The organism is Phenylobacterium sp., assembly GCF_024508875.1.
GTDB lineage: Bacteria > Pseudomonadota > Alphaproteobacteria > Caulobacterales > Caulobacteraceae > Phenylobacterium.
In genome coordinates this window covers 1-2943 of record NZ_JANINU010000109.1, presented here as the reverse complement: position 1 = coordinate 2943, position 2943 = coordinate 1, and the positions used below count along the sequence as shown (strand labels likewise).

Here is a 2943-nt window from a genome sequence, read left to right as displayed (position 1 = left end):
GCCTGCCACACCGCCACGTTGCGGATGTGAGGCGTTCCCGAGCCGTTGCTGATCTCCAGGGCGTTGACCGCCCAGGACGTGATGATCAGGTTGTCGATCGCCAGGTTGTCCGAGTGGCTGGACGAGCCGGCCCGGCCGCCGCGGAAGCACGACATCACGCAGTTGCCGTCCGCCATGGCGATGATGGTGTTCTTCACCTTGACGTTCTGGGCTAGGCCGGTGGGGTTGCCGACGTAGCCGCCCTCTCCCGAGGGGTAGCCCTCGAAGTCGTCGAGCTGCTGGATGCCGTCCATGTGCGTGGTGAGATCGCCGGGGGTGAGGTACGGCGCCACGATCACGCAATCCTGGATCAGGACATCATCGGGTGGCGGCAGGGTCTCGCCGCTGGCGCCGCGCGTCGCGGGACCGAGTGCGATCCCCTGCCCATGGAAGTAGCGGAAGAGGCAGTCCAGCACGCGGATGCGTGAACCCTGGACGATCTCCACGCCCCGTTGGCAGTGGATGAACTCGCAGTTTTCGATCTCGATGTCGTCGGACGTGCTTCCGATGATGGTCACACCGTCGACGCCGCTTACGTACGAGCTGACATCCCGCCCGAAGCGGCAGTTCGCGACCCGGACGTTCGTTACGCCAGCCAGGACGAGACGCGCGCCCTGGTTCGTCGGACCATCGAAGATCAGGTCCTCCAGCGTGAAGTTGCTCCCGCCGCCACCGATCCCGATGGCCGGGATGGCGAGAGGGCGCGCCGGATCGGCGTACTCGATCCGGACTTCCCGAGGGAAGTCGAAGCCCGAGCCGAAGCCGAAGCCCCCCAGTCCCCGATCCGCGCCCACGCTGATGAGCAGCTTCTTCGGCGAGTGGGAGTTCGCGTCGCAGAACTGGGTCGGGCTCATGGAGAACATGGCGCCGGGGAAGTTGTCGGTCGTTCCTTGATAGTCGCCGAGGCTGGCGGCGTTCGGGTCGATCGGGATGGTGAGGACGACCTGATTACTCCAGCCGCCCGGCCCCCTGGCTCGCACACGGAAGGCGTAGTAGCCCCCCACGCCGCCCACGCCCTGGGCGAGGTTGTTGCTGTCGCCGCTGGACGACGGCATGGGGGTCCGCGCCGTCGGACCGGCGGCCACGACGCCGCCGACGCCGGGCAGCGTCCAGTGGGTCGCCAGGCCCTGGTGGGCCGCGGAGACCTCCCATTCGTCGATCGGGCCGCTGCCCACGGCGCGCAGCAGCGGATCCAGGTTCGCCCCGCCCCGACCGGCCGCCGTCAGGCCGCCCATCGGGAAGGTCGCGTCCTGCAGCAACGGCGGTGCGTCGTCATCGAAGGTCATCGACATGGCGATGCCCCTCGGTAGGCCGCTTGGACCTGTCCGGGTTCGCATCGACATGGATCAGCGGCCCGTCGAGATCGCGACGACCACGTCACCGCCGGTGATGGTCTGGCCCTTCACGCGCCAAAAGCCGACGCCCGGCTCGGCGAAGCGGACCACGGTCGGGATCGCCACGATCGCGGCGCCGACGTCGACCCATTGGGCGCTGCCGCCGGACGGGGCGGCGCCCGCGCCGTCCAGCAGATCGCCGTCCGCCGTCGCGGGGTGGCGTTGCACGCGCAGATCGACGGTCGTCGCTGAGCCCGTCAATTGGACCGCCAGCTCGCGCGCAGCCACCAGCGCGGTCGTGGTCTCACCATTGGCGTCGAGGGTCTCCTGCAGGGTCGCATGGACCGGAGACGAGGCCTGATAGGTGATCGTCATGTTCTCTCCTCTGGGCACAGGTTCGGCCTTGGCCGTCACAGGTGCGGCCAGGCGGGGATTTCGATGGGTTGAGGTCCTTCGCGCTCCCCCGCCTCAAGCTGCGGGAGTTGGCGCGTCAGTCTTTAGAAGATAGGCGCCGCGGCCTCGAAAGTCAAGAACAAAACAAGAACACTTGTCGTTCCTGGAGCCCATCTGCCCGGCCTTGGAGGCCATGGCGGCCTTGCGCAGCCATGGCCTTCGCCCCGTCAAGCGACCGCTTCGAATGTCCAGACCCGGTCCGACTGGCGGGGCCCCCGGCTTCGGTCGTACCCGCCGCAGACGGTGACCTCGCCAAATCCCGCCGCCTCCAGGGCCAGCCGGAATTCGTCCAGGCCCCAGTAGCGCTGGGCCATCAGGTCGATCTGGGTTTCGACCAGCGTCCCGTCGCGCCAGCGCTCGTAGCGGTAGGTGGTCTCAGCCCGCTGACGCAGGAGGTCGGTGGCCGTGCGGATTCCCCCGCAGGTGAGCAGGTCGCCGTTCGGCGCGCTCCATCGCCGCCGGTCGGGCTGGCCGCCGGCGAGGAAGTTCAGCCCCTGCAGGTCGATCACCAGCACCCCGCCGGACTCCAGGTGGTCGCGGAAGCGCCGCAGCACGGCCATCGCCGCCGCGAAGTCGTCGATCAGGGTGAACGAGCCCACCGGGATCAGGATGGCCCCGAACCGGCGATCGTAGGCGAAGTCCTCGCACCGCTGCCGGCTGAGGTCGGGGGCGAACCCCGCGTCGGCGCAGCGGACCCGGCAGCGCTCCAGCATCTCGCCGCTGGGGTCGAAGCCGGTGACGTCCAGTCCCGCCTGGAGGAACGGGACCAGGGTCCGCCCCGACCCGCAGGCGGGTTCGAGGATCGGACGATCGAACCCGGCGAACCGCTCCAGGTGGAAGCGGGTGTCCGGCAGCGCGAAATAGGGTTTGTCGATGTCGTAGATCTCGGCCGCTATGGAGCCATAGCGGTTCGCAGCCATGTCGATGGGCATGAAGGCCTCTGAAGATGAGTAGAGGGTCGCGCCGGGCTTCCCCCGGCGCGTCGCGTGGCCGGCGGTGTCCGCGGCGCTTATGTGCGACTAGGCCTTCATAGTGTGGCGAAGCTACGCGCCCTGCGGGAACGGTCAACCCGCGACAGGTGCGCCGCGTTGACTTGAGCGGGGGCAGTCCTTAAGTC

At 68.6% G+C, this 2943-nt stretch carries 3 protein-coding genes; all 3 read right to left on the bottom strand.

Annotation, left to right across the window (positions count from 1 at the left end; all coding sequences use genetic code 11):
• The coding region (locus tag Q0L11_RS09545) for a right-handed parallel beta-helix repeat-containing protein (protein WP_296596911.1) at positions 1-1331 on the bottom strand (1331 nt) is incomplete at its 3' end.
• A 54-nt stretch (positions 1332-1385) separates the two neighbouring features.
• Complete coding sequence (locus tag Q0L11_RS09540; RefSeq protein WP_296596909.1) at positions 1386-1748, bottom strand: hypothetical protein; 363 nt, start codon at positions 1746-1748, stop codon at positions 1386-1388.
• A gap of 245 nt (positions 1749-1993) precedes the next feature.
• Entirely contained in the window at positions 1994-2758 is a 765-nt protein-coding gene (locus Q0L11_RS09535) for a bifunctional 2-polyprenyl-6-hydroxyphenol methylase/3-demethylubiquinol 3-O-methyltransferase UbiG (RefSeq protein WP_296596908.1), read from the bottom strand.
• Positions 2759-2943 lie beyond the last annotated feature (185 nt).